This is a genomic window from Microcoleus sp. CAWBG27, from assembly GCF_020883145.1.
Lineage (GTDB): Bacteria > Cyanobacteriota > Cyanobacteriia > Cyanobacteriales > Microcoleaceae > Microcoleus.
The window spans coordinates 124,665-148,260 of sequence record NZ_JAHREU010000003.1 but is presented as its reverse complement, the minus strand read 5'-3'; the positions used below and the strand labels follow the sequence as shown (position 1 = coordinate 148,260).

Sequence of the window (23,596 nt, the reverse complement as noted above, 5' to 3'; positions counted from 1 at the left end):
CCCAAAAAAAGGTTCGTAGTGAGGACTTCAGTCCTTCTTCCCAAAGACTCAAGTCTCAAAAAAAGGTTCGTAGTGAGGACTTCAGTCCTTCTTCCCGAGGACTCAAGTCTCAAAAAAAGGTTCGTAGTGAGGACTTCAGTCCTTCTTCCCGAAGACTCAACTCCCAAAAAAAGGTTCGTAGTGAGGACTTCAGTCCTTCTTCCCGAGGACTAAAGTCCTCACTACAAACTTAATTGGCGATCGCACCAGCAAACCTTCGCAAAGTGGTAGCATAGCGATCGCCAGCCACCTCCATTAAATCATTGTGTCCCGCGCGATCGACCCAAAAATTAAGTTTCGGCTCCTTAGCGGCCGCAAAAAGCTCCTCTCCGTGCCAAAACGGCACTACCCGATCTGCCTTACCGTGAAGCACTAAAACGGGCGATCGCACTTTACCAATTTTATCAATATTGACAAACTTATCAAACGGGAAAAGCGGAATCCGCGTCAACACCCGAAAAACAGAAACAAACGAACTTTCAACCACCAAACCTCCAACAGATTGCCGCGCAGCCAAATCAATAGCAGGCCCGCCACCAACAGAACGCCCGTAGAGAATAATCTGCTTGGGCGGCACTCGCAACTGTTGAGTTAAATAACTGTAAGCAGCCGAAATATCGCGATAAGCATTATACTCAGAAGGCTTGCCCTGACTCGTACCGTAACCTTGATAATCGTAAGCAAATACAGCAAACCCGATATCTCGGATATCTTGCAAAACCGACCAAATATATCCCAAATCCTCAGCATTGCCGTGACTGTAAAGTATGGTATATTGAGCTTGCGGGTTCGGAAAATAAACAGCAGAAATTTTCATCCCATTAGCTGAGCTAAGTTTAATAATTTCGCTGGTATCCTGGTAGCTAGCAGGAGGCGGTTGAAAAATTAACCTATCTGAAAAAAAGACAGCATAAAGACACAGAAAAGTATAGATAAAAATTAGAGAACTCAAGATTCGCTTGAGAGAAAATTCCCCGAAGAGTAAAAGTTTCATATTTTTTTTATTCCACTTCGCCATAACTATAGCCTTCTCAAAAAGTCAGGTATGCGTGCGATGCCCGATGCCCAATGCCCAATGCCCAATGCCCGATGCCCGATGCGTACTTAGTGAGAAAAGCTATAAATGCCCATAATTGAATAAGATTTAACTGATACTTTTTTACGGCAAGGAAATGACATGACACTAAGATACCCCGATGATCTGAAATACCTAGACACTCACGAATACATCCGACTCGAAGGGGAAATAGCCACCATCGGCATTAGCGCCTTTGCAGTTGACCAACTCGGTGATATTGTGTTTCTAGATTTGCCTGAAGTTGGTGCAGCGCTAGAAAAAGGCGAAGCTTTCGGTACAGTCGAGTCAGTGAAAGCAGTTGAAGACTTGAAAGCGCCTGTGACCGGTACAGTTGTAGAACGCAATGATGACATTATAGAGTCTCCCGAAAACTTGGCAGAAGACCCCTATGGGGCTGGGTGGTTTCTGAAAGTGCGCGTTGACAACGCTAGCGATGCGGATGATGCTTTGTCGGTTCAAGACTATCGCAAAATGGTAGAAGGGGATTGACGTACTCCCCGGCATGAATGCACGGGGATTCTTAAAGGATGTTACGAAGCGGGCTTAAGCTGCGCTTCTCCACTCTTCTTCCTGCTTCTCGGATTCTTAACTAGACTGTTGCCAGTCCCCGTCAGACCATCTCCACAGGCAATTTCATCCAGGATGCGTCCCACCCCAGAGATCCCACGATTGCGGATCACTTGTGCGGCTGCAATATCTCTATGAGTTGTGTAGCCGCATTCGGGACAAGAATGAATCCTGTCCTTCAATTCTTTTTTGCCAGTATGCGTGTCGCACTGTGGACACACTTGGGAGGTAAAGTCCTTATTTACCTTGCCAAAGTAAACGCCGCGCTTCCAGCATACCCATTCCAAGATGGATACAAATTGACCAAACCCAGCGTCTAAAGTATGCTTACCGAGCATCCCTTTAGCCCATGCCCGAAAGTCAATATCCTCTACAAACAGCATCCCCGCGCCGTCACAAAGTTTGTGAGCTAGCTTAAAGTGCCAATCTTTGCGGGTATCGGCAATGTGTTGATGAAGTCGTGCAATTTTCTGATTGAGCTGGCGTCGATTGCCAGAGCCAAGTTTTTTATGCTTCAGTCTGCGTTGCAGTAATGTCAACTCGCGTTGCAGTGAATTTAGAAAGTTTGGGCGCTCTATCAGCGCGCCTTCAGAAGTTGCAGCAAATTTGTCCAGCCCTAAATCAATTCCGACAGGGTATCCTGTGGGCACAGTGTCAGGCACGCTAACAGCGCTTTCGAGTGTCAGCATAAGAAAGTATCCAGAAGCCTTACGAACAATTCGAGCTTGCTTAACTACAAACCCGTCAGGAATTTCGCGAGACTTGATATACCCCATCCACCCCAATTGAGGCAGCTTGATTTGATTACCCTTCAAGAATTGACTTTTGCCCATTTGTGGATATACAAATGATCGCATTGCATCACGCTTCTTGAACCTGGGGAACCCCATTCCCTTGCGCTTCATATCTACAAACGCGGTTTCAAGTTTCCTTAAAACCTGCTGCAAGACCTGAGCGTTGACTGTTGCTAACTCAGGAAAAACGGTCTTTGCTTGAGTTAGCGCATTGGCTTGTACGTAGTAGTTTGGGTATGGCGCATCCGCTGGAATCATGTACTCAGAGGTAATTGAACAAGCATTAATTGGGCACTTACGCGAGTTGTACCAGTCTTTGCGCTCACGCAAAGCAAAGTTCCACACCTTTCGACACACATCTAAAGTGCGCTCAATCAGTTGGATTTGCTCATCCGTGGGTATTGCCTTGTACTCGTAAGTTAATGTCAGCATTGTTCAATTACCTCCTACAAAATACTACACCATTTTGTAGGATTATTCCGGGCTGAACTCAAAACATTTTGACGCTGCTGGCTTAAGCCTGCCTCTAGCTTTCATACCCTGCGGGAAAGACCGGGGTTCTCAGCATACGCACTATAGGAGAGAGGGGGAGAGGGGGAGATTGGAAAAATCTCTTCTCTTGCTTTTTCCCTCGAACCTCAAACCCTCAAACCTGAAAATTAATTCGCTACATCCGTTACAAAATCCTCTGTCGAACCGTTATATCCGCTACAAAATTCTTTACCAAACCACCACATCCATTAAATCCACTACCCAATCCGTTGCCGAACTTCCTTTGCGAAATGTTACAAACAAAGAAGCAACAATCGATTCAGGAGAATTACCCTTGGTACTCTACAGCCCGCAAATTGAACCCAGCCAACAGCAAAACCTTTCTTCCATCGACGGTTTTGCGGGGCGGCACATTGGCCCAACACCCAGCGAAATCCAGCAAATGCTAGATGTTTTGGGTATTTCCAGCCTTGATGAGTTAATTGACAAAACGGTTCCAGCGGCAATTCGCATTTCTCAACCCCTACAACTTCCCACAGCCAAAAGCGAGTACGCTGCTTTGGCAGAATTGAAAGAAATTGCTGCTAAAAATCACGTATTTCGATCGTACATCGGGACAGGATATCACAACTGCATCACACCCCCAGCCATCCAGCGAAATATCCTGGAAAATCCCGGCTGGTATACAGCCTACACTCCCTACCAAGCCGAAATTGCCCAAGGGCGATTAGAAGCTTTGCTGAACTTCCAAACCATGATAATCGAGCTCACCGGTTTGGAAATTGCTAACGCTTCCTTGTTGGATGAAGCGACTGCGGCGGCGGAAGCAATGGCGGTGAGTTACGGCGCTAATAAAAATAAAGCAAAAGCGTTTTTTGTCTCGCAAGATTGTCACCCTCAAACCATCGAAGTGGTGCAAACTCGCGCTAAACCGCTGGGAATTGAAGTGATTGTCGGCGACCATCAAAGCTTTGAGTGCGATCGTACAATTTTCGGTGCACTCCTGCAATACCCAGCGACTGATGGCGCAATTTATGACTATAGCGATTTTATTCGATCGGCACATCAAGCCGGCGCCTTAGTCACAGTAGCCGCCGATATTTTGAGTCTTTGCATCCTCACACCCCCCGGCGAATTCGGCGCTGACATAGCCGTAGGAAGCACCCAGCGCTTCGGAGTGCCGATGGGATTCGGAGGGCCCCACGCAGCTTATTTCGCGACGCGAGAAGAGTTTAAACGGCAAGTTCCAGGGCGAATTGTTGGCGTTTCCAAAGATGCTAACGGCAAATCTGCTTTACGTTTGGCTTTGCAAACTCGCGAACAGCACATCCGCCGCGAAAAAGCAACTAGCAATATTTGTACCGCCCAAGTTTTGCTAGCAGTGATGGCGAGTATGTATGCTGTTTATCACGGCCCGTCTGGACTCAAACAAATTGCCGAACAAGTACGCAGTTTAACCGCAATTTTAGCATCTGGTCTTGCCAGCTTTGGATACAAAATTGGCGATCGACCTTTCTTCGATACTCTCCGGGTAGAATTGGGAGATAAACCGCTATCGGAAGTTCTACAAGCCGCTCAAAATCGCCACATTAATCTGCGGGTGTTCGACGAAACAACCGTGGGGATTACTCTGGATGAAACTGTCACGGCCGAAGATGTTAAAGAGTTGTGGAAAATCTTTGCACGGGAGAAGGATTATATCAGGGGTGACGGCGAGAATTCTCTGAGCGTTCCGCTGAATGCAGACGCCTTCACTTCCTATATGATGTTACCTGAGTTTTGCGATCGTACAACCAGTTATCTCACCCATCCAGTTTTCAACAGCTACCACTCGGAAACCGAACTTTTGCGGTATATGCACCGCTTGGAAGCCAAGGATTTGTCGCTAAATACATCGATGATTCCCCTAGGTTCCTGCACAATGAAATTGAACGCCACAGCCGAGATGGTTCCCGTGACATGGGCGGAATTTGGTAACATACATCCCTTTGCACCGCGCAACCAAACTCGCGGCTATCAAATGATGTTCGTGCAACTCGAACAATGGCTGGCAGAAATCACCGGTTTTGCCGGAATTTCCTTGCAGCCAAACGCTGGTTCCCAGGGCGAATATGCGGGATTGTTAGTAATTCACCAATACCACGAACACCGAGGTGAATCTCACCGCAATATCTGTTTGATTCCCCAGTCAGCCCACGGTACAAATCCGGCTAGCGCGGTGATGGCTGGGATGAAAGTAGTTGCTGTCGAGTGCGATTCCCAGGGAAATATTGATGTTGCCGACTTGCAGAAAAAAGCTGAAAAGCACAAAAATGAACTCGCTGCTTTGATGGTAACATATCCGTCTACCCACGGCGTGTTTGAGTCAGAAATCAAAGAAATTTGCGATATTGTCCACAACTGCGGCGGACAAGTTTATATGGACGGCGCCAATATGAACGCTCAAGTTGGTTTGTGCCGTCCCGGTGATTTTGGTGCCGATGTTTGTCACTTGAATTTGCACAAAACTTTCTGCATTCCCCACGGAGGTGGCGGCCCGGGTATGGGGCCGATTGGAGTCATGTCTCATTTGGTGGAATTTTTGCCTTCTACTGATACAGAATCAAGAGCTTACCCCCCCCAACCCCCCCTTGCTAAGGGGGGGAGCAAGATAGAATCGTCCCTTAGTCAAGGGGAGAGTAAGATAGAATCAGTTGGTGCTGTTTCGGCTGCGCCTTGGGGAAGTGCGAGTATTTTGACTATTTCTTGGATGTACATTCGGATGATGGGAGGAGTTGGTTTAACTGAGGCGACAAAAGTTGCAATTCTGAATGCGAATTACATGGCAAAACGGTTAGAATCTTATTATCCGGTTTTGTACAAAGGGAAATCGGGTTTGGTAGCGCACGAGTGCATTCTGGATTTGCGACTTCTCAAGAAAACCGCAGGGATTGAAGTCGAAGATATCGCCAAACGCTTGATGGATTACGGCTATCACGCGCCGACGGTTTCTTGGCCCGTCGCTGGTACAGTAATGGTGGAACCGACGGAAAGCGAATCGAAGCAGGAATTAGACCGTTTCTGCGATGCCATGATTGCGATTCGTGGGGAAATTTCCGAGATTGAAAATGGTAATGTGGACGCGCAAAATAACGTATTGAAAAATGCGCCGCACACCGCAGAATCTCTGATGGTTGATGAGTGGAACCATCCTTATACTCGCGGCCAAGCTGCTTATCCGACTCCTTGGACTCGCGAATATAAGTTTTGGCCTGCGGTGGGTAGGATAGATAATGCTTTTGGCGATCGCAATTTTGTCTGTTCTTGTCTGCCAATGGAGGCTTACACTTAAGGTTGCAATCCCTGAGTCTAAATCCCCTCCCATCTCAGGCAGGGCTGTTTCATTCCCAGGGAAACGATGCTTTTGTAGGGGTAGTGGATGGTGCGTGCCTACCCTCTTCGTCCACGATTTTGTATGTGTTTCAGAGATTGGGGCGGGCACTCTTGGCACCGCCCCTACAAGAGAATGAAACAGCCCTGCCTCCCATATCCCACATCTCCGTCTAGAGAGATAAAATTTGAATAAAACTAGGTAATTTAGGAGATTTTTTCTCCTAAATACCGTTTTATGCTACCATAGTTCCTGAAACTAGCGGAATCCTATTCCTCCTCATGGGTAAAAACAATGTTAATTCAACTTACTATAGAAAATTTCTTATCCTTCAGGGATGAAGTCACTTTTAGTATGGTGGGAGTTAATAGCGATCGACAACATATAGATCACCTTGCTGAAGATATAGCAGAAAAAGGGCGATCGATCTTGCCAATTGCAGCAATCTATGGAGCAAACGCAGCAGGAAAATCAAACCTAATTGAGGCCATCAGTTTTGCCAAAAACTTAGTGGTACAGGGAACTCGCAGCACTCAAACTATCCCTGTTTCTCCATTCAAATTGGGCGATTATAGTAAGCAGCCAAGCAAGTTCGAGTTTATTTTTACCCATAAAGGCGATCGATATTCCTACGGCTTTAAATTAAATAGAGAGCAAATATTTGAAGAATGGCTATATGGAATTCCTGATGGCAAAAAGCAGGAAGTGATGTACTTTGAGCGGGTTACTTCATCGAAAAAAGAAACTACAGTTGAATATGGTTCAAAGCTTAAAGGTAGAAGTAAGAAGCGCGAACAGTTTCTCGATTTTATTGCAGAAGGAACTCGCCCAAACCAACTTTTTTTAACAGAATCTCTGGAGAGAAACGTTGTAATTTTACAACCTGTTTTTGAATGGTTCAGAAAAGTATTAACTCTTATTCCAGCAGAAGCCGATTATACTGGCTTAGAAATTAGTGTACTCAGCGATGAATCATTCACAGACTTTATGAGTGAGTTTCTGAAATTTGCAGGAACAGGAATTGACTCCATAGTCACAGAAAAACTAGAGTTGGATTTTGAGCGACACTTTCCAACAATGCCTAAAGTTTTAAGAGATAATCTGATTCAAGCCCTGAATCAAGCAGAAAAAAATTCAATCGTAATGATTGAAAACTTAGGAGGTACAAGAGATATCCTGTTTAAGGATGATGAGAGTCAAGTAATTTTGATTCAACTCAGAACTCGTCATCGCAGTGAAGATGGAGGATTTGTTGATTTTTCCATAGAAGAGGAATCAGAAGGAACTCAACGTCTGATTAATCTAATTCCGGCTTTGTTTATTCTCAAACAAGAAGAAGAAAAAGTCTTTTTCCTTGATGAACTAGATAGGCGCTTGCATCCTCTGCTTTCTCGTAACTTTGTCCAACTAGCAATTAATTGTAGAGACAAAAACAACCAACTGATCTTTACAACCCATGATACCAATTTACTCGACCTAGGTTTACTCCGCCGTGATGAAATTTGGTTTGTTGAAAAAAGCGAACAAGGTGCCTCTAATCTTTATTCCTTAGCCGAATTCAAAATGAGACCAGACCTGAAGATTGAGAAAGGCTATTTGAATGGACGTTTTGGGGCTATCCCCTTCTTTGGAAACCCTGAAAATCTAGGGTGGCTTAATTGTGAAACCGCTGTATCTGTCACAACAAACTAATAGCAATGGGAAAAATTAAGCGCACAAAATTATTAGATAGGCAACAGGATCGGAGAGATGCCAAACTATTTATCGTTGCTACGGAAGGCAAGGAAACCGAAAAACAATATTTTAGGATATTTAATAGCAGCAGAATTAAAGTCGAGATATTAGCAACTACAGAAGACGGCAAATCTTCACCTGAATATGTTTTAGAGCGTTTAGATATATTCAAAGAGCGATACGATCTAGATGAGGATGATATGCTTTGGCTGGTTTCCGATGTGGATCGTTGGGGGGCAAAGAAATTGAGTTCTGTCTGTAGTCAAGCTAGGCAAAAAGGCTATAATTTAGCTATTAGCAATCCTTGTTTTGAAGTATGGTTAACTTTACACTTTGAAGAACTTAATAATCAAGATAGGACTTGCGATAATTTCAAGGCAAGACTGCGGACAATTTTAGGAAGTTACAATGGTAGTAATTTAGATATCTCTGCTTACAAGCAAAACATAGAAAATGCAGTAAATAGAGCAAAGAACCTACATCAAATTTCTCAGCAAGATTGGCCACCAACCCTAGGGACTCATGTTTATAGACTGGTTGAGATTCTACTGGAAAGCTTGGGTAAAGATTTGTGACTTGAACATTTGCTATCAGAATCAAAATCATTAATCTCTTCTCTTACCTCTGCGCCCTCTGCGCCCTCTGCGCCCTCTGCGGTTCAAATCACTCCCCAAAAACCCTCAACCAAAATTCCCCCATCTCAGCTATAATCAAAACGATCCTCTCCATCCTCACAAACCCGCCATGAGACGCTGGCCCGACGGACAACAACTAGACGACGGCAAATACATCATCGAAGAATACCTAGGTGGGGGCGGATTCGGTGAAACCTACCGCGCTCAAAATCGCCATGAAGGTAAGTCAGTTGCGATCAAAACTCTGAATCTTTTCCAACAATTCCAGCCGGATTTTGCTAAAACACAAAATAAATTCCTCAAGGAAGCCATGTCTTTAGCCAAGTGTCGTCATCCCCATATTGTCGAAGTTTATGATATATTTCGCGAGGGTGATTTCAATTGTATGGTAATGGAATTAATCGATGGGATTGATTTGTATACCCATCTCAAAGAAAACGGCCGTTTGTCGGAACAAAAAGCTTTGTCGATGATTCAGCAATTAGGCGATGCACTGACTTGCGTCCACAAGCAAAACCTGACTCACCGCGATGTTAAGCCCGAAAATATTATGCTCAGAAAGCGCGGTATGGAAGCTGTTTTGATTGATTTTGGTTTGGCGAGACAGGCGACTTTATCGGGAAAGTTAATGACTAATAGTAGCAGGGGGACTGAGCATTACGCACCCATTGAACTTGCGGAACAACGCTCTCAACTTGGCCCTTATACTGATGTTTATTCTTTGGCGGCGACGCTGTATAATATGCTCACAGATAACAAGCCGATTCCGTCGCCCGGTAGAAAGATTATTGATCCTTTTATTCAGCCAAAACAGTATGATAATAAAATTAGCGACAGGGTGAATGCGGCGATTATGAAAGGGATGGAGTTGGAACCGCAAAATCGCCCGCAGTCGGTGCAGGAATGGTTGGATTTGCTGATACCGAAACCAGTGGTATTGCCATCACCAAAAGTTAGCCCTCAGCCAGCACAAAAATCTTTTGAAATGCCGCCGCCAAAACCAGTGGCTGCTGAGACTACGCGGGTTATTTCAGCCGTGGGGATGGATTATATAAACTTGCGAAATTTATTGGCGGCAAAAAAGTGGCAAGAAGCCGATAAGGAAACGGCGAGAGTGATGTTGAAGGTGGCGGGTAGGGAGGAAGAAGGATGGCTGGATACGAAAAGTATTGATAAATTTCCCTGCGAGGACTTGCGAACCATTGACCAACTTTGGGTAAAATACAGCGATGGGCACTTCGGCTTTTCGGTGCAAAAGCGCATCTATCAAAGTTTGGGGGGAACTAGGAAATATGATGAAGTTTGGGAGAAGTTTGGCGACAAGGTAGGCTGGAGAAAAAGCGGGGAATGGCTGAACTACAAAAACCTCACTTTTTCAGAGAAAGCACCAGAAGCTCACCTCCCGGGTGTGTCGGCGGCGGGGGCTTTGGGGGTGTATGGCGTGGGCGGGCGGCGTGGGTGGTGGGTTGTGTCTTCTCTCGTGGCGAGACTTGTAGACTGTAACATCTAAGCGTTTCAGGATTTCATAAAGATTTACAACAAAGCCCAAAAGCACGAAGCCATGCCCTGTCTACCTTTCCGACGGGGTTGTCGGGACATAACGAGCAAATAATCAAAGTAAAATCAATCTCAGAAACCGGGTTTCTGCGATAATTTACGCATCATCACCCAGATTCAGGAAGAAACCCGGTTTCTACCTCCCCACCAACAGCTTCCAAACTCCATAACGCAAGAAACAAAATTTGTAGTTTGCATCAACAACAAATACTAAGCAACCAACAATAAAACTCAAACAACTCTTACTCCCCCCCTTACCAAGGGGGGGCTGGGGGGGGTTAAAATACCAGCAACCAACAAAAAAACTCAAACAACTCTTACTCCCCCTTACCAAGGGGAGGCTAAAATACCAGCCACCCACAAAAAAAACTCAAACAACTCTTACTCCCCCCCTTACCAAGGGGGGGCTGGGGGGGGTTAAAATACTCAGCAACCAACAATAAAATCCCATACAACAATGACAAAACTCTACAACAAAAGCTCAGAAAAATTCAAACGCCAGAAGCTTCGCAGAGAAATGACACCAGCGGAAAAGGATTTATGGGAAAAGATCAGAAACAGACAGCTTGAAAATTGTAAATTTCGCCGACAATACAGTGTAGCAGCATTCGTAATGGATTTTTATTCACCAGAAATCAAGTTGGCACTGGAAGTTGATGGTGACAGCCATTTTGTGGATGGCGCTGTAGAATATGATGCAGAAAGGCAAGAGTTTATTGAGTCGGCTAGGATTAATTTTTTGAGGTTTACTAATGAGGATGTTTATCATAATTTGGATGGGGTTTTGGAGGTGATTGTGGAGGGGATTAAATCGTTGAGAACATCGGGTGTTTTACCCCCCCCAGCCCCCCCTTGCTAAGGGGGGGAGCAAGAGTTTGCCCTTTGTTTAGGGTGGGGAGTAAGGGTTAGGAGGGTAGATTAGATTTAATCGTTTATTGCATTAACTCTCTTACCCCCCCCAGCCCCCCCTTGCTAAGGGGGGGAGTAAGAGTTCGCCTCTTGTTAAGGGTGGGAAGCAAGATTTTAAATCATCCAAAGTTCAAAATTGAATAATCGAAAATCTATAATTTATATGAGTTCAAAAGTTACCCTCACTATCACCGCAGGCAATCTCAAAGGCAAAGAATTTATCTTTGATACTCGCACAACTTGCATTATTGGCCGCGCTAAAGATTGCTATCCCAAGATTCCCGATGACGAAAAACACCGCACAATCTCGCGCTATCACTGTTTGCTAGATATCAATCCTCCCGACATCCGGGTGCGCGATTTTGGTAGCAAAAATGGTACTTTTGTGAATAGTAAGAAAATCGGTCAGCGAGAAGCACATCAATCTCCCGAAGATGCGGCTCAAATTCAATTTCCAGAATACGACTTGCAGGAGGGAGATGAATTTACACTCAGCGATACTTCTTTTAGAGTTGCGGTTGACCTTGACCCGGAAATTGCCAAAACAGCCCAACAACAATCACCCCCTACTGTTCCTTCAAATCAAGAGAATTTGTGGGAGATGCTGAAAGCTTTTCTGTTCAAAGCTGTGGGGGGTCAAAATAATATTGGGGTTCTCGGTGATTATGTTTTGCTGAAGGAGTTGGGTAAGGGTGGTTTTAGTTTGGTTTATTTGGCGCGACACAAGTTAACTAATGAAAAAGTGGCGCTGAAGGTGATGTTACCAAAGGTGGCGGCGAATCAGCGGGCTGTGAATTGGTTTTTACGGGAAGTTGAGAATACTAAATGTTTGAAGCATCCCAATGTGGTAGGATTTAAAGAGTCGGGTTATGCTGATGATACTTTCTTTTTTACGATGGAATACTGCGAGGGTGGCAGTGTTGTTGATTTGATGGCAAAACGCGGTGTTAGCACTTTGCCGATCGCCGAATCTATAAGTATTATTACACAAGTTTTAGATGGTTTGACTTATACGCACAATGCGGAAATCCCCAATGTCAGGTTGGCTGATGGTAGTTTTGCGAAAGGAAGGGGTTTGATTCACCGGGATTTGAAGCCTGGGAATATTTTTCTGGCGAATGTGGGCGGGAAACAAGTTGCTAAGATTGGGGATTATGGGTTAGCCAAGGCTTTCGATCAGGCGGGTTTAAGCGGTTTAACTTTGAGTGGTAATGCTGTTGGTACGCCGTATTTTATGCCGCGACAGCAAGTGCTTGATTATAAGTATGCGAAGCCGGAGGTTGATGTTTGGGCGGCGGCGGCTTGTTTGTATGTGATGATTACGGGGTGTTCGCCTCGCAATTTTGCCGGATTAGATCCGTTTCGTGCTGTGTTGGATAATGATGTGGTTCCGATTCGCGATCGCACTTCCTCGATCCCTCAACCGTTAGCCGCAGTTATCGATCGCGCTTTAATCGACAATCCTGAAATTTATTACAAAAGTGCAGGAGATTTTAAACAAGCTCTATTAAAAACTATATCACAAAATTAATGAATTTACGATTTTTATTGCAGTCTCCCGAAAATAAACCTCGTTGGCTTGTCCTATTTTTATTGGGTTTAATCGCCGCATTCGCGATCGCCGCAACAACAGCCTACTTCAAAAGCGCGTTAGCGAAGCTGGCCGTAGGCATCGCCCAAAACAGTATATCCTTATCTGTAGACGTGACAGCCGATCGCCATTCCATCAGTCCCGACATCTACGGTATGAACGATTTTGCCATAGATCCGGCTCTCGCCAAAGAGTTGCGAATTCCGGTGGAACGCTGGGGCGCCAATCACACTAGCCGTTACAACTGGTTAGTCGATTCTTCCAACGTCGGCGATGACTTCTTTTTCGTGGGCGGGGGCGACAACAAAAACCCTATTCCCGGCGATTCCATCGACAAAATTGTCAAAACTAACCGCAATAACGGCAGCAAAAGCATCGTTACCATCCCGATGATAGGCTATGTAAATAAGTTTAGCACCTGGAACTGCGGCTTTCGAGTATCCAAATACGGCGCGCAAGAAAAAACCAATCCCTACATTTTTCCCGAAGGCGATAAGTGCGGCAATGGGAAGCGTCCCGACGGCACTTTAATTACTAATAATAACCGCCTTGATGTTAGTATTGTCAGCAACCCAGAATTTCAAGAAAAGTGGGTTAAGCACTTAGTTAAAACCCACGGTACTGCCACTAACGGTGGTGTCCAAATTTATCAAATGGACAATGAACCAAGCGGTTGGGGAAACACTCACCGCGACGTTCATCCAGAACCGACAAGTTATGACGAATTGCGCGATCGCACTTTCCAATATGCGTCAATGGTAAAAGCCGCAGATCCCACCGCTAAGGTACTCGGGCCGTCGGATTTTGGCTGGCCGGTTTATGTGGATTCTGGCGTTAAGGGCGATCGCGAAAAACACGGCGGCGTCTGGTTTGCGCGGTGGTACTTGCAGCAAATGCGCGCCTACGAAAAGCAAAAAGGTGTTCGCATCCTCGACTATTTCGACCAACACTACTATCCTCTCGTCGATGACCTCTGTTTGGCGAATTGTCCCGCCGGCGATGCTAAGACGCAAGCAGCCCGGTTGCGATCGACTCGTTCTCTGTGGGACAGCACTTATACTGATGAAAGTTGGATTGGTAAATACAATCCGCCGCTAACAATTATACCCCGGTTTCGAGAATGGGTCAAGCAAGATTATCCAGGTACAAAAGTCGCCATTACTGAATACAATTGGGGCGGTTTGGAGTCGATGAACGGTGCCTTAACTCAAGCCGAGATCCTGGGGATATTTGGGCGGGAACAACTGGATTTAGCGACGCTGTGGGGGCCTCCCAAGTCTTCGGAACCGGGGGCTTATGCCTTCCGAACCTACATGAATTATGACGGTAAGGGCGGTAAGTACGGGGAGACTTGGGTGCGATCGCAAAGTACAGATGCAGGACAGTTGTCAATCTACGGATCGCAACGCACTAAGGACGGTGCTTTGACGCTGGTAATCATTAACAAAACCAGTAAAAACTTGACCAGTAACTTGAGTCTCAAAGGCTTTAAGCCAGGTGCCAAAGCTCAAGTTTACACCTACAGCGAGGCGAACTTGCAGGCGATCGTCCGTCAGAGCGATTTAAGTGTCAGCGCTGCTGGATTTAAGGCAACTTATCCCGCAAATTCTATCACATTGGTAGCCCTGCCCAAAGCCTAAAAAACAAGTTCGTAGTAAGGACTTTAGTCCTGCTTCAGGTTCGTAGTAAAGACATTAGTCCAGGTTCGTAGTAAGGACTTTAGTCCTTCTTTCTGGGGCGAACCTCCTTCCAAGCAGGTTCGTAGTAAGGACTTTAGTCCTTCTTTCTAGGGCGAACCTCCTTCCAAGCGGGACAATCGCTATCATTCCAATCTAATCAGATTTGGTATGACTGCCAACTTTTTGGAAAGGACTAAAGTCCTTACTACAAACCGAGCGCCAAGTTTGTAGTAAGGACTTTAGTCCTTATTTAATGAGCCTCCATCCAAGCAATACACTTCTGCATTTGCTCGGCCATCGTTTCTCGATCGGCATCATACCTCCGCCCATGTCCCGGCAACACCCATTCAAAGGAGTAATTAGCCAAGTTTCGCATTGATTTGATTTGTTCCGACCAAGAATACCAACAGGCATTAGGAAAGCCAATTAGCTGCTGCAAATTATCCGACCAGGCGAGATGGTCGCCGCTAAACAAAAACTTGTTCTTATACAGTAAAACCGTGTGACCTTTCGTGTGACCTGGAACAGTTACAATTAACAAATCCTCAGCTAGTTGATGCGGTTCGCTGCCAGACAATTGAATTTCTACACTGCGAGTATCCGCGTTAATTTCGTCAGCATGAAGGATGCGATCGCATCCAAAATGCTCCCGGTACTTTTGATGGTCTGCTACATCGTCCCGGTGAGTCAAATATAGATACCGAATACCACCCATTGCTTCTATGTTTTTGACTAGCGGCGGTACAAAACGGGGAGAATCAACTAAAACATTGCCCTCTGGGCGCACAATTAAATAACTAGCAGCGCCGTAGGATTTCTCTGAGTGGTAGCCGCAGTGGTAGATATTTTCGGTGACGAGTGCGGGCAAATGTTGCTGAACTTCTTTGATGTTTTTGGGTTTTTCAACAGTGCCGATCGAACTTGTGGGACAAGACAGCAAAGCTGCGAGACCTCGCATTTCTGCTGTTTCGTTTGTCGGCTGTTGGTAAACCGCAGATTGTTCTCCGGCTTGAGTAAATACTTCCGGTGCCATCCACCGACAAGTATCGCAGTCAATGCAGGTACTGTCTACATAAAAATTACCGCTAATGTTTTCAGTGCGCCGCCGATTAATGTTAGCCATTTTTCTACCTTTTAATAACCAATAGAAATAATTGTAAATTATACCAAATCCGGCTTAAATATCCTTTCTTAGTCCGCGGAGGCGGACTTTGTTCGTGTAGCAGCGGTTTCAACCGCCGAGTAGAATAATTAAAGCCCCAATTTATTCAATAAGTCGGGGCTTTAATCATTATATTATTTTAACTTCTACTGCTTCTGGCCCGCTGGAAAAGCACCAGCTTTCAGGGCCACAGTCACAGGTTGTCCCCCGCGGCTCAACTCAAGCTGCATATCCTTGCCTACGGTACTTTGCTCCACAATTTGCTGTACGCTGCCAGCATCGGTGACTTCTGTACCGTTGATTTTTTTGATCACGTCGGCAACGCGCACTCCAGCTTGTGACGCCGGCGAATTTTTCGCAACTCCCATAACTAACACGCCTTTATCTTCAGTCAGCCTCAATTTGGCGTTGGGATTTTTGTTGAATTCTGCTTTGACTTCGGGAGTAATGCTCAACATCCGAACGCCGAGATAAGGATGTTCGGCTTTTCCGGTAGTGACTAATTGGTTGGCAATTTGTTGCGCCCGATCGATCGGAATCGCAAAACCCAACCCTTGGGCACCTTCAATAATCGCCGTATTCATGCCGATAACTTGACCGCGCTGGTTCAGCAACGGGCCGCCGGAATTGCCGGGATTGATGGCGGCGTCGGTTTGAATAAAGCTGACGCGCTTGTCGGGAACGCCCACATCGGCGCTAGAACGGCCTGTCGCGCTAATAATACCGACAGTCACGGTATTGTCCAAACCGAGGGGATTGCCGATCGCGATCGCCCATTCTCCCGGCTGTAAATCTTCCGATTTACCCAAATTCACCACAGGCAAATTGGTAGCCTCAACTTTAACAACAGCCACATCAGTAACTGTATCTACGCCCAAAACTTTGCCTGCAAATTCGCGACCGTCCTTCAGTTTTACCGTCACCGTATCTGCGCCATCAACAACGTGAGCGTTAGTCAAAATGCGGCCGTCGGAACCAAAAACAAAACCCGAACCAGAGCCTCGTTGTACTCGATTTCCCGGCTGAGGCCCAATGGGAGAATCTGGGTCGAAGAAGCGGCGGAATTGTTCGGGAATCTCTTCTGGAGATTGGTTTTTCACTGTGCGAGACGAGTTAATTCGTACTACTGCCGGGCCGACTTCCTGCACTACTTTAGTCACAAAATTAGAGTCTTGATTCGGCAATATATTTGCAGGTAAAGCTGAGATTGGCGCTGCGCTTGCAGGTTGTTCGGCTTTGATAGCATTAGAACTGCCAGAAACTTGCGAATTTAGGGCGTTGCAGCCGACAGTTGCCGTGGAGCCGAGCAAAACTAGGGATAAAAAAGCAAGTTTTTTCGGCACAGAAAAACGACGAGAAGGTTGAGTTTGATTAGATTTTTGGGGGGTTGACATAGTATTAATTTGCTAGGAGAATGGGCGAAATTTATAATTATGGTTTGGTAGTTTTAGCACCTAGTGCAATCAACTTAGAACTCAAGGTTCTTTCATTTTAATTGAAACATTTATCAGATGTGTTTGGGTGGTGGGATTTACCCTACAGGCTGGAGTAGAAACCAGACTGTTGCAGGCAAATTGTTGATTTTAGGTGGTCAGCGCGATCGCCCTGGGTGAGGACTGACGAATTGCCACACCTGCGATAATACCAACTACGGTAACGGATCCGCATATTCCGCATTTCCTGGAAAATCTTCATGGCCTTGCTACCGGCGGCCCATAACTCAAACAAAAATGTTGGGTTTGTTTCCTTAGCCTGCAATGAAACCGGTGCGTTGCTCGCTCGAAACAGTCGCTCTTTCTTGAGGATTGTCGATGTATCCCTATCCTACGGCTATGAACGTTAATCTAAAATATAGCGGTTTTCAAAAAAGTGAGATATGCCCTATGCCCTATGCCCTATGCCCATGAGTACCTCATATGAGAGCTCGAAAGGCTATAGTATTATTTTTCCGTAGGTTCGATCGCAATACGCTTCACTTAACACGATCCGAAGAGAGGAGCGCTCTTTGAAGGGATCCGTTCGCCTTTATGCCTTCGGTGAAGGGTAGGAAAGCAAACTGTGTCTATTTTTCATAGTTTTTCCCTGTTGGAATCTCCGTTCTGAACTTTATTGGGTTCAATGGAACTAACCGCATCAATTTCCCTCGACTTGTTCCTCGAACTTTCCAAAATATCAACAGTATTCTTAATAAAACCAGCCATCGGTACAGCAACTAACAAACCTGCTACTCCCGCCACCTTAACTCCCACTAACAGAGAAACTAAAATCCACACCGGATTGAGACCGATAAAACCACCTAATAATCGAGGAGCAACCCCGCTTTCAATTACTTGCTCTATGACTGTCGCGACAGCTAAAACTGTCACACCGAGCCAAAAGTTGCTTAGTGTAATCAGCAAACTGACAACGCAAATACTGAAAGGTGCTCCGAAGGGAATCATCGTCATTACACCGACACCCAAACCGAAAAGCAGCCCGAAGGGAACTCGCAAAATTAAAAAAGCCACAGTCATCGACAGTCCCATCAAACCCGCCAAGGTTGCTTGTCCGACGAAGTAGTTGTGGAAGCTTCGCGCCAGCAACTGTCGCAATTGCAGGCTCTGTTTGGAGGGAAACCATTTAAACAATCCTTCCCACACGCGATCGCCATGCAAGAGCAAGTAGAATGTCAGAACTATTGTCAGCAGAAAATTCACCAGACTGTCTGCCGCACCCAAGCCAAATTTGAGGATTTCGCCAGTGAGAGACTGCAATTGAGTTGAAAGTCGATCGCTCAATTGAGTAGTCAAACCGCTAACATCAATGCGAAGATTGCGATTTTCCGCCCACTTGTTGAACGCTTCAATCTGTTCCGTACCAGAAACTATCCAAGTTGGGAGTCGGGTAGCGAGTTCAGTGATTTGGTTCAGCAGAATCGGGGCCAGAGTGACACCTAAAACCACCAATATCAGTAAAGTTACGAACAATACCGACAAAACTGCGCGATCGCGCTTCATCCCGTATTTACGCAGAAAACGCACTGGATAATCTAGCAAAAAAGAGAACACTGTAGCGATTACCAAAACAGTAATCAGAGCGCGAAAATATTCAAACACTAGGAGGGCTAACCAGCAGTTGAGTACCGCTAGAGGGAATAACAGTCCGTAAGTCCACCACTGCGGCAGTTTAGTGAAACGTCTCATTAAGTTAACCAAGTTAAAATTTGAGATGCCAGATGTGAGATTGACGCTGCTATTCGCCGTTCTCCGTTAACGATTTTATGTTGCATTTAGTTATACCAGGCTGCTAAAAATTCCCACTTGCTCTGCTAGTAGCAGAAATTGGGCTGTGGGCAGGTACTCCCTGCCACAACCATGTTATCTCGTTTCCGCTGGTATGGATATATTACCTGCGGAATAACTTACTTTTTGCTATTTTTAGGAAAGGAGTTTTAGGCTCACAATTCAAGCTTTTTACCCGTGCCGTTCGAGAGCTAATTGAATTAAACGGTCTGCTAATTCGGGGAAAGAAATACCATCATGTGCCCACATTTGAGGATACATACTGGTAGCTGTAAATCCGGGGAAAGTGTTGATTTCGTTAATCAAAACTTCTCCGGTTGATTCAACGTAGAAAAAGTCTACCCGCGCTAAACCGGCTGCGTCAATGGATAAGAATGCTTGCACTGCCATTTCTTGGATTTGCGAGACGATCGCACTGCTGACCTTTGCCGGAATTGAACACTCGGATTGTCCCTCAGTATATTTAGTTTCGTAGTCGTAGAAATCGCTTTGAAAACTAATTTCTCCCACCGTTGAAGCTTTCGGATTGTCGTTCCCCAAAACCGCACATTCTAGCTCTCTAGCAACCACACCAGCTTCCACAATAATCCGCCTGTCGTAGCTGGCGGCGCCATCAAGAGCGGCTTCTAACTCAGCGCGCGATCGAGCCTTAGAAATGCCCACAGACGAACCCAAATTTGCTGGTTTAATAAAGCAAGGATAGCCCAATTCAGCTTCAATCTTGTCGCACAGTTTGGGGAAAATGCAAGGATTCGACCAGATTTCGGAACGATTGACAGCGATGTATTTTACCTGCGGTAAACCTGCGCGCTCAAAAGCCATTTTCATCGCTATTTTATCCATTCCCAGCGCCGAACCCAAAACCCCGGAACCGACAAAAGGAACTTGCAATAATTTCAGCAATCCTTGCACCGTACCGTCTTCGCCGTTAGGCCCGTGCAAAACCGGGAACCAAACATCTACTCCATTAAAATTAGGAAATTGCCAAGCTTCTCCTGCTTGTGACTCTATTTCCAGAGGTTTGCCGTCGGCTAAGACTTGCTGCGGTAATGTTCCCGACAGCCAGCGGCCGTCTTTTTGGATGTAAAAGGGCAGAACTTCGTATTTAGAGGCATTTTCGTCAGCAGCGAGGGCGCGGGCGATCGCCCTTGCCGAACTAATAGAGACTTCATGTTCGCCCGATCGCCCGCCGAAGAGTAACCCGATCCGCATCTTCGTCATTTTTCCATACTCCCGATACTTTTTGATAAATATACACGCAGATAGCGCCACTCAAACAGAAAGTATTCGACAGAAAGCGAGAATTCAGGATAATTAAACAAGCTCAAAAACTGACAAAACTTGCGATCTCATCAGAGCAGAGCTACTGGGGCTGTATTGGTTTCACAAAACTGCTGGTAGCCTGAACAAAACAATTACTCGGCGCGCCGCTACCCTCACTTTTTTCTATAAAAAACCAAGGTTGACGTTGGGCATCGTACAAAACCCCCAATCCGCTAGGGCCGAGATAGATTTCAAAATTCTGCCCTGGTTTCAAAGTACCAACTACAGGCCAACTGGCAATATTTAAATTTACCTTGCTCCCTGGATCTTCTATTTCCTGAATAGAGTGCGGGCCCATGCGACATTTGACACCATTCGGATCAGAATTTGTGGCTTCCCAATATCGGTGAGATGTTCTTTTATACTCTCCGCGTTCGTTTGGCTGCGGCAATTCATCTTCTGCGTCTGTTTGAGCAATTGTTTGAGGATTTGACTGTTGTGCGTCGAATTCTGAACTTTGTGTCATGGATTTAAACTCTCTTTTCTTAATAAAAATCAAATCTAATTTGACCGCCAGCCACCAACCTCAGATCCTGTTCAGTCGATCGCCCGCCAACAATGTTAGTAGTGAGGACTTCAGTCCGCATCTATCCAAGGAGTTAACTCCGAAGGATCGGGAGCATCTCATTTTGGTCAAAAGCATTTTTTCTTCGAGTGCGATCTGTCGCGAAATCGCGAGTATTAGCGAGCGGCGACAGCACTACAAATTAGAGTTTTATTGCGGTGTTCCAGCCAGCCACAAAGCTAAATTGCGGACATAAGTTTTGATATCATCTAAAGCCTGTGACTCTGCTTGCATAGTATTTCCCGGCGGTTCGCTCACAAAGCTTGGGCAGCCCATATCCACATTCCAATTATAATCGCAGAAATGATGAAAAGTCGATTGAGCCACTGCACGTCCGAGCTGATTTCCGATCGTATCGGGAGGCCACTCGAAAGCAACAGCGAGGTTAAAAATGCGATCGCTCACCAAACTTTTCCCTTGTGCAATTACCCTACCGTAGCGATCGCCTGGGGGGACACCCACAGCACCTTCATGGGGATGAGCCGGAAAAAACTCGATCGCTTCGGCAGAAGCACCAGGCCTTTGCAAAAGAGAATGCACCGGAGCGATCGGGATAATTCTCTGATAATTCCCATTGCGTCCAGAATGATAATTAGGCCAAGAAATATTAGTAGTATCAACATCATCTCTGCAATGTTTCGATGGATCTGGATCGACATTTTTAGTTTGAAAAAAATGTGCAGCCCCCACACCGGAAAGAGTGCAGATAGACGAACCTAAATCTTGATGGTCGCGAGTTGCCAAAATCCCCCCACCCCGTTGGTGAAAAGCCTTAATTCCCGCACAATCTTTTTCAGTCAAACCGTCTCCTACATCAACAGCAAACAGCCACAGCTCGTCAAATCTTGATTCTCCCAAACTGCTTAGGATTGGGTCATTTCCTTCTATATTTGATTCGCGGTTTCTTGCCGTTACTTGAAATAATTGATTTCCCCGATCGTCCTTCAGATCGGCCAAATAGTCTCGCAACAAAGAGAAACGCTCGATACTCCAGTCATCCTCAGTTGTTGGAATCGTTGTTTGCAGTAAAATGCGAATTGGTTTTTCCATTTTAATCAGGGGAACGGGGAATATTTTTGAGTTAGTAGATATGGAAGGGGAGGAAAAGAAATTAAATTCGCAATCTAATTTAGATTTTCCAGCATTTCGCCAGTCAAACTAAAAGCGCGAATATCAGTAATTTTAACACGCACAATCTTACCAGCCAATTGTGCAATATCCCCCTTAAAAAATGTGAGACGATTGCCACGAGTGCGCCCCATCACCTGAGTTGGATCTTTGAGATTTTGGACTTCCACCAAAACCTCCTCCGTGCGCCCGAAATAGCGCTGCGATCGCTCCATAGCCGTTGTTGTCACGACATGATTGATACGTTGCAGGCGATCGGCTTTTACCTCCTCAGTCAACTGATTTTCCCACAAAGCAGCAGGCGTTCCCGGGCGAGGCGAATAAGCAGCAGTATTCACCAAATCAAAACCCACATCTTCGATCAACTTCAGAGTCTTCTCAAACTGCGCCTCCGTCTCCCCAGGAAACCCGACAATCGCATCAGCCGTAATCGAAGCATCAGGCATATAACGGCGAATCGTATCAACAATTCGCAGATATTTCTCCTGAGTGTAACCCCGAGACATCGCCTTCAGAATCTCATTATCCCCAGACTGAAAAGGCACGTGAAAATGTTCGCAAACCTGCGGCAACTCCGCACAAGCCTTAATCAATCGTTCATTAAAATAGCGAGGGTGGCTAGTAGCAAAACGCAGGCGATCGACTCCAGGAACATCTTGCACAAAATAAAGCAAATCAGTCAAAGTATGTAGGTTGCTACCATCCGGTTTCGTCCCCGGCAAATCGCGCCCGTAAGCATCAATATTCTGCCCCAACAAAGTCACTTCCTTGTAACCTTGACGGCCCAATTCCTCCATTTCAGCCCGAATAGCCTCCGGCATTCGCGACTGTTCAACCCCGCGAACATTCGGCACAACACAATAAGTGCAGCGTTCATTACAGCCATAAATTACATTCACCCAAGCAGTCACCTGGCTGTCGCGGCGAGGCTTAGTAATATCCTCCATAATCTCCACAGCTTCCGTCGCCACAACTTGATTTCCCTGAAAAACTTGTTCCAGCAAATCTTCAAGTCTGTTAGCGTGTTGCGGGCCCATTACTAAATCTAATTCTGGCACTCTACGCAACAGCGCTTCACCTTCCTGCTGCGCCACGCATCCAGCTACAACTAAAGTTAAACCCGGTTCTTTGCGCTTGCGATGAGCTTGCCTTCCCAGGTTAGAATAAACTCTTTGTTCGGCATTATCGCGAATGGTGCAAGTATTGTAGAGAATCAAACTAGCATCGTTAGGGTCTTCCGAGAACTCAAAGCCCATATTTTCCAGAATGCCAGCCATCCGTTCGGAGTCGGCTTTGTTCATCTGGCATCCGAAAGTGGTAATGTGATAGCGGCGGGGTTTAACGGTCATGGCGAATTGCAGGAAAATAAAAAATCTAGGTTTTCAACCTTAACAAGTTATTATAACACTTCTGTGGGTAATATCATATCCAGTTAATTTGCTCCCGATCGAAATCGTTTGTAGTGAGGACTTTAGTCCTCTCTTTTTATGAGGACTAAAGTCCTGACTACAAACTAAATTATCGAAATCGTTTGTAGTGAGGACTTTAGTCCTCTCTTTTTATGAGGACTAAAGTCCTGACTACAAACTAAATTATCGAAATCGTTTGTAGTGAGGACTTTAGTCCTCTCTTTTTCTGCGGACTAAAGTCCTGACTACAAACTAAATTATCGAAATCGTTTGTAGTGAGGAC

The 23,596-nt window shown here is 45.6% G+C and carries 17 protein-coding genes and 1 CRISPR repeat array (1 of these 18 running past the window's edge); of the genes, 8 read left to right on the top strand and 9 right to left on the bottom strand.

Translation table 11 applies throughout. The features are described from left to right. Positions 1 to 201: a CRISPR direct-repeat array (repeat unit 26 nt; unit sequence TCGTAGTGAGGACTTCAGTCCTTCTT); it reaches 293 nt to the left of the window's first position. Positions 202 to 229: 28 nt separating this feature from the next. After that, the gene (locus QZ938_RS03005) at positions 230 to 1,057 is read right to left on the bottom strand and encodes an alpha/beta hydrolase (RefSeq protein WP_363318770.1); all 828 of its coding nucleotides are present in this window, start codon (positions 1,055 to 1,057) and stop codon (positions 230 to 232) included. A 159-nt stretch (positions 1,058 to 1,216) separates the two neighbouring features. Between QZ938_RS03005 and gcvH the strand changes: the two genes are divergently transcribed. Further along, a complete protein-coding gene (gene gcvH, locus QZ938_RS03000) occupies positions 1,217 to 1,606 on the top strand; it encodes a glycine cleavage system protein GcvH (RefSeq protein ID WP_293347861.1) in 390 nt (129 codons plus the stop codon). Positions 1,607 to 1,647: 41 nt separating this feature from the next. Here the strand turns inward: gcvH and QZ938_RS02995 are convergent, their stop codons facing one another. Further along, on the bottom strand, positions 1,648 to 2,910 hold the full coding sequence (locus QZ938_RS02995) for a transposase (protein WP_293146418.1): 1,263 nt from the start codon (positions 2,908 to 2,910) through the stop codon (positions 1,648 to 1,650). A 415-nt stretch (positions 2,911 to 3,325) separates the two neighbouring features. Between QZ938_RS02995 and gcvP the strand changes: the two genes are divergently transcribed. From gcvP to QZ938_RS02960, 7 genes are all read left to right on the top strand, one after another. Then, positions 3,326 to 6,301, top strand: a complete 2,976-nt coding sequence (gene gcvP, locus QZ938_RS02990) for an aminomethyl-transferring glycine dehydrogenase (RefSeq protein WP_363318771.1) — start codon at positions 3,326 to 3,328, stop codon at positions 6,299 to 6,301. Positions 6,302 to 6,634: 333 nt separating this feature from the next. Continuing rightward, positions 6,635 to 8,032, top strand: a complete 1,398-nt coding sequence (locus QZ938_RS02985) for an ATP/GTP-binding protein (protein WP_293347858.1) — start codon at positions 6,635 to 6,637, stop codon at positions 8,030 to 8,032. A 5-nt stretch (positions 8,033 to 8,037) separates the two neighbouring features. Then, complete coding sequence (locus QZ938_RS02980; RefSeq protein WP_293347855.1) at positions 8,038 to 8,649, top strand: RloB family protein; 612 nt, start codon at positions 8,038 to 8,040, stop codon at positions 8,647 to 8,649. Between the two features lie 169 nt (positions 8,650 to 8,818). Beyond that, positions 8,819 to 10,219 (top strand): serine/threonine-protein kinase, encoded by a 1,401-nt coding sequence (locus QZ938_RS02975; protein WP_293347852.1) that lies wholly within the window; start codon positions 8,819 to 8,821, stop codon positions 10,217 to 10,219. A 504-nt stretch (positions 10,220 to 10,723) separates the two neighbouring features. Further along, positions 10,724 to 11,125: an endonuclease domain-containing protein gene (locus QZ938_RS02970; protein ID WP_293347849.1), complete on the top strand. Its 402-nt coding sequence runs from the start codon at positions 10,724 to 10,726 to the stop codon at positions 11,123 to 11,125. A 213-nt stretch (positions 11,126 to 11,338) separates the two neighbouring features. Beyond that, the gene (locus tag QZ938_RS02965) at positions 11,339 to 12,706 is read left to right on the top strand and encodes a protein kinase (protein WP_293347846.1); all 1,368 of its coding nucleotides are present in this window, start codon (positions 11,339 to 11,341) and stop codon (positions 12,704 to 12,706) included. After that, positions 12,706 to 14,406, top strand: coding sequence for a glycoside hydrolase family 44 protein (locus QZ938_RS02960; protein WP_293347843.1), 1,701 nt, complete (start codon positions 12,706 to 12,708; stop codon positions 14,404 to 14,406). The genes QZ938_RS02965 and QZ938_RS02960 overlap by 1 nt, the downstream gene beginning before the upstream one ends. A 289-nt stretch (positions 14,407 to 14,695) precedes the next feature. On the opposite strand, the gene QZ938_RS02955 is transcribed toward QZ938_RS02960, so the two are convergent. From QZ938_RS02955 to miaB, 7 genes are all read right to left on the bottom strand, one after another. After that, the gene (locus QZ938_RS02955; RefSeq protein ID WP_293347840.1) at positions 14,696 to 15,568 is read right to left on the bottom strand and encodes an MBL fold metallo-hydrolase; all 873 of its coding nucleotides are present in this window, start codon (positions 15,566 to 15,568) and stop codon (positions 14,696 to 14,698) included. Between the two features lie 185 nt (positions 15,569 to 15,753). Beyond that, positions 15,754 to 17,001 (bottom strand): HhoA/HhoB/HtrA family serine endopeptidase, encoded by a 1,248-nt coding sequence (locus tag QZ938_RS02950; protein ID WP_293347837.1) that lies wholly within the window; start codon positions 16,999 to 17,001, stop codon positions 15,754 to 15,756. Positions 17,002 to 17,676: 675 nt separating this feature from the next. Beyond that, positions 17,677 to 18,789, bottom strand: a complete 1,113-nt coding sequence (locus QZ938_RS02945) for an AI-2E family transporter (RefSeq protein ID WP_293146400.1) — start codon at positions 18,787 to 18,789, stop codon at positions 17,677 to 17,679. A gap of 270 nt (positions 18,790 to 19,059) precedes the next feature. Next, positions 19,060 to 20,109 (bottom strand): D-alanine--D-alanine ligase family protein, encoded by a 1,050-nt coding sequence (locus tag QZ938_RS02940; RefSeq protein ID WP_293347834.1) that lies wholly within the window; start codon positions 20,107 to 20,109, stop codon positions 19,060 to 19,062. Between the two features lie 142 nt (positions 20,110 to 20,251). Continuing rightward, entirely contained in the window at positions 20,252 to 20,677 is a 426-nt protein-coding gene (locus tag QZ938_RS02935) for a hypothetical protein (RefSeq protein ID WP_293347831.1), read from the bottom strand. A gap of 249 nt (positions 20,678 to 20,926) precedes the next feature. After that, positions 20,927 to 21,826, bottom strand: coding sequence for a hypothetical protein (locus QZ938_RS02930; RefSeq protein ID WP_293347828.1), 900 nt, complete (start codon positions 21,824 to 21,826; stop codon positions 20,927 to 20,929). 74 nt (positions 21,827 to 21,900) lie between these two features. After that, a complete protein-coding gene (gene miaB, locus QZ938_RS02925) occupies positions 21,901 to 23,253 on the bottom strand; it encodes a tRNA (N6-isopentenyl adenosine(37)-C2)-methylthiotransferase MiaB (RefSeq protein WP_293149802.1) in 1,353 nt (450 codons plus the stop codon). Between the last annotated feature and the right edge of the window lie 343 nt (positions 23,254 to 23,596).